The 4176-nt window shown below is 36.8% G+C and carries 1 protein-coding gene; it reads right to left on the reverse strand.

Features of this window, described 5'->3' with window-relative positions; all coding sequences use genetic code 11:
* Positions 1–1086 precede the first annotated feature (1086 nt).
* On the reverse strand, positions 1087–4083 hold the full coding sequence (locus QX565_RS00265; RefSeq protein WP_289290540.1) for a leucine-rich repeat domain-containing protein: 2997 nt from the start codon (positions 4081–4083) through the stop codon (positions 1087–1089).
* Between the last annotated feature and the right edge of the window lie 93 nt (positions 4084–4176).

Consider the following 4176-nt stretch of genomic DNA (forward strand, 5'->3'; position numbering starts at 1 on the left):
ATTTTGGAATAAATATGAAATTTTATCGTAATACGCTGATAAGCAAAGGTATTGTAAAACATAAAAAAAGAAAGGAAGGAAAACAAAGGAAAACAAAGACACATTATAATATATAAGCGCGCACGTATACCAGGGGCAATAAATTAGCAAATACATATTCACGCATGGCAAATCCCAATGAGAACAGGCATCACCCTTTCAATAATAATGCATACTCTTTTTGCATTATTCTCTAACAATCTATTTTAAATGGCATCGTATAACCTCCCGTCTCCGATAATTCAGAAGTTCAAAGTAGCTAAGCCCCGGTTTCATATGTACAAAACTTAACTTAGAAATACACTCTGTAAATTACAGCAGATAAGTAGTATATTATACTATCTATGAATATACATATATAACACGTTAAATGCCAAGATCATACAAGTGATAATACACCTTTCTTATATTCATAACATCCGGATGTTGTTACCAAAAACACCCGGATGTTTTAATGCACAACACCCGGATGTTTTCTATAACAACATCCGGGTGTTGTGGTTTCTTTATCTTTGAGTTATTCTCATATTAAAGCTATTGCTTACATATATAAAAGCATACTGATAAGGATAAGAGCATTGTACAAGTTGGATATTCTTTATAAAGACAGAAAGAATACGGGATTTTTCTTTGAAAATCTCATTCACAAGCAATGTGAATCTCTTATAACAATGGCTTAAGTTGAACCGGTAAGATATATTTGACAGAATCGGATTGAAGAATATGAACGGAGGACGAGAAAAAAGAAAAAAACTTTCCTCTACGGTAAAACGATACAAAAGATAGAATAATACCGATGGAAAGGTTTCAATTAAAGGAACTTACCTAATTAAAAAGTCTGTTTAAATTTTCCTCTTAAAAGTTTTTAGGGGATCATTTTGAAGTGAACGAAAGAGGACAGCTGCGAGTGAATTTTCCAGTATACATATAAACTCAAAAAGTAAATTCATGCACTGAAACAAAGTTGCTGTATAATAAAAAAACTCCTTGCCACATGTTTTCCCAAACGGTGGCAAGGATATTAAAAAACAAACATAAATTTACCAGTTAATTTCTTATAATGACTTTTTTGCCTTCAAGGAAATAGATACCAGCAGGAAGGTTGTTGACTGCGTTTTTACCTTCCTGAGCACTAACCAAACGAACTCGGATTCCATCCGCTCCATAGATTGAGATTAGGCGAGGTTTGTCGGTTTCAATATATAAGGTATTACCTTGCGCATAAATATGAAGGGTATTAGCTTCTTTCAGAAGTATTTTCTCCAAAGCGGTGATATCTCCTCTGGCGCCCCCAATGCTATACATTGCCGGCGCAGTCTTTAAAGCCTCCTTACTAACAACATATGCCTCAAAAGGAGTAACATCGCGCAAAGATCTGACAAAAACACTACCTGCAGGTTTTTTACTATACATAGATGTGTTAAGTGCATAAACCATGTCACTCGCTTTTATCAGCTCATAAGTAGGCACTAACGAATAATCAACAAACTCGCCTTTGTACATGGCTTTCGGGGTAGCAGGAATGGTAATTCCATCCTCATTTTCTGCACTAAAAGAGACCGTACCTACAATGTTATAATTACTATCATAGTCATTATTGTTAGGCATAGAGATTATATAAGGTTTATTCGCCTCTAATACACTTGCATCTTCAAATCCTTGATCAGTCAAAGCTCGCAACCAGAAAGGTTTAGTACCTACTCCCCCACTACTAAATGGTGCAAGCGCTCCTTTCTCCTCATTGTAATAAGACTCCACATTGAAAGGTAAAACTATAGTTTCCCAACCAGCCGCTTCTGCTATTCCAGAAGTTAACGAGAAGTCCTTTTCATAAGAAATTTTCTTCGTTTTAAAAGCGATCGGGCAATGAAATGGCTTGCCAGATACCAATGTTATATTATCAGCCACTCCATTCCGAATTACATTTTTAATCTTGGTAATACCTGTCGATACACTTGCATCCGAATTCAAATATAGCAGACAATTAGAATCAGACAGATCAATAAATTGTTGTACTGCTTCAGATGTATTCCAAATAATGGATGTAAGTGATAGTGACTTCTCTAAAGCATTTGGGTTAATGTAAGTAACAGATGCCGGAATTGTTATTGAAGCCAGAGATCCACAGCTACCAAAAGACAGTTTACCTATAGTAGCCACTCCTTCAGGAATATTGGCTTCCTGAATTCCGCTTTCATAAAATGCCCTTGTTCCTATTGCCTTTATTCCAGCCGGAAGTGTAACCGCTTTCAGACTTGCACAACTCCAAAAAACATTATCATCAATACTTGTCAGGTGAGGAGGAAGCTCTACATCAGATAGCGAATAACATGTATAAAAAGCAGCAGCACCAATCCTTGTCACCGTTTCAGGTATCTTCACAGTTGTCAGATTACTACAACCAGTAAACGCACTTGCTTCAATGGAAGTCAGGTTACTGGGTAACACAATACTTCTGATCTGTTCCAACCCCCTAAACATAAATACCCCAACAACATTATCCTCTGTATTATAAGAGATATCATTATACACAAGATAACTATCTCCCCCACTCACAATGGTAGCCCGTTCTATGTTTAATCCAAACAATTTGTTATCAGTAAACATAGATCGGATGAAACGAAAATCAGTTCCGTTTAATGGTCCGGAGATGACGAGTTCTTCTATATTATCCATATTCCCAGCTATTATTTCTTCTAAAGTTCCGGCATCAATCACTCCCACTGTGCCCTTGTTTCCATCTATCACTAAAGTTGGTTTTTCACTATAAAAATCTTTCCATTGATCTGCAGCGGCATAAAGTGCTTCCGAGTCATCCGGAACAGTCAAATTACGCGTTGCAAGAGGGAGTCCTAAAAAAACCTCCACTCCTAAACTCGGAGGAGTAGGATTCAGGCAAATTACCTCACTTAAAGAGCTACATTCCTTAAAACTTCCTCCCATTATAGTATTCACAGTAGCCGGAATTTTTGCAGACTGTAGTTTTTTACATTTTCCAAACATGTTTTCGCCTATCCGGGTGACCCCAGTTGGTATATCGATGCTGACGAGATTCGGACACTCGTAAAAGCAAGCCTCTACCAAATCGGTTAATCCGGCAGGAAGAGCAATTGTTTCGATACCTGCTTCGCAAAAGGCCCCATAGTCAATCCGGGTAATAGTCGACGCCAAAGAAACTTTACTTAGCTGTTTACACCTCAAAAACATATGGCTGCCTACAAAAGTATTCCCATCTTCAAAAATCACTTCCTCTAAGTAAGAACAAGCATAAAAAGCATATTCTCCTATCGTACGAACGCTTCCGGGAATAGTAACAGAAACTAAATAAGAATATTGAAAAGCAGAACGGTCTATTGATTTTAAACTATTTCCAAAAGGATAAGAAGTCAGGTGACTATTAGCAAAAGCATACTCCCCTATGCTCGAAACGTTTTTACACCCAGTTATAGTGGACATCTCAGTACAACTCGAAAAACAGCTATACGGAATTACCGTTATGCCATCCGGAATATTTATGGATGTAAGCGAACTGCAATAAGCGAAGGCACTTGAACCAATAGTCGTACATGCCGAGGGTATGATTACATTCTGAAGTTTCTTATCACCTTCAAAACAACTGCCACCGATCATTGTCACCGTCTCTGCCCAAACAATAGACTCCAGGTTTTCACATTGGGCAAATGCAAAAGAATCAATACATTTTATTCCATTGGGCAATATTACAGATGTCCAGGTTTTCATGTTAGAAAACATTCCAACGCCAATAGTATCATTTTTCGTATAATACGTACCATCATACGATTCTCCACCTGATACAATTTTAGCTTCCTTCATATTTATAGAGACAAGAGCAGCCATCTCACGAATAAACTTCACATCAGTCCCATTTAGAGAACCAGAGAGTTGTAGCTCTGTCATCGTATCTTTTTTCTCACCTATCAATGCGGATAAACTACCTGCATTTTCAACATAAATACTTTCTCCCTGTATATGCAAAGTTACCAGTAGGAATAAAAGAACTAAATTTATTTTAATCGGTTTCATATCTTCTATGTTGTATTCCTAATAATTGAATACTTTTTTATTTGTTATTAACTTTATAAATCAATTAGTTATCTCTTTTCTCTCATTTTTCAA

It is taken from the genome of Bacteroides sp. 41_26, assembly GCF_949740115.1.
Classification (GTDB): Bacteria; Bacteroidota; Bacteroidia; order Bacteroidales; family Bacteroidaceae; genus Bacteroides; species Bacteroides nordii.